At 70.7% G+C, this 501-nt stretch carries 1 protein-coding gene and 1 pseudogene; one reads left to right on the forward strand and one right to left on the reverse strand.

The window, feature by feature from the left end:
• Window positions 1–44: 44 nt before the first annotated feature.
• Window positions 45–230: a hypothetical protein gene (locus A5652_RS26695; RefSeq protein WP_369805784.1), complete on the forward strand. Its 186-nt coding sequence runs from the start codon at window positions 45–47 to the stop codon at window positions 228–230.
• Here A5652_RS26695 and A5652_RS11985 read toward each other — a convergent pair.
• Window positions 161–501: pseudogene (locus tag A5652_RS11985) on the reverse strand (tRNA (guanosine(37)-N1)-methyltransferase TrmD); the annotation flags it as partial. The gene A5652_RS26695 and the pseudogene A5652_RS11985 overlap by 70 nt on opposite strands.

The raw sequence follows: 501 nt of genomic DNA on the forward strand, positions 1-501 counted from the left end.
TCGGCGACTACGTCCTGCCCGGGGGCGAGTCGGCGGCCCTGGTCATGATCGAGGCCGTGCTGCGCCTGCTCGACGGCGTCCTCGGCAATCCCGCGTCGCACCGGGAGGATTCGCACTCGCCGGCACTGGACCGGCGCCTGGAGGGTCCGAGCTATACCCGGCCGTCGAGCAGGCGCAGCACGGCCTCGATCATGACCAGGGCCGCCGACTCGCCCCCGGGCAGGACGTAGTCGCCGATCGAAACCTCCTCGACCCGCATCCGCCCCGCGGCATCCTCGATGACCCGCTGGTCGATCCCCTCGTAGCGACCGCACGCGAACACCAGGTGGGCCTCGGCGCTCCAGCGCGCGGCCGTCGCCTGCGTGAACAATCGGCCTGCCGGGGTGGGAACAATCAAAAGCGTTTCCGCAGAGGCGATTTCGTCGAGCGCCTCACCCCACACCGGCGCCTTCATCACCATCCCCGGGCCACCGCCGTAGGGCGAATCGTCGACCGAGCGGT

The sequence above is a fragment of the Mycobacterium sp. 1165178.9 genome (assembly GCF_001673555.1).
GTDB lineage: Bacteria > Actinomycetota > Actinomycetes > Mycobacteriales > Mycobacteriaceae > Mycobacterium.

What these genes read in the sequence shown, in the direction of transcription:
- A5652_RS26695 (WP_369805784.1), top strand. Translation starts at nt 45, where the DNA reads ATGATCGAGGCCGTGCTGCGCCTGCTCGACGGCGTCCTCGGCAATCCC.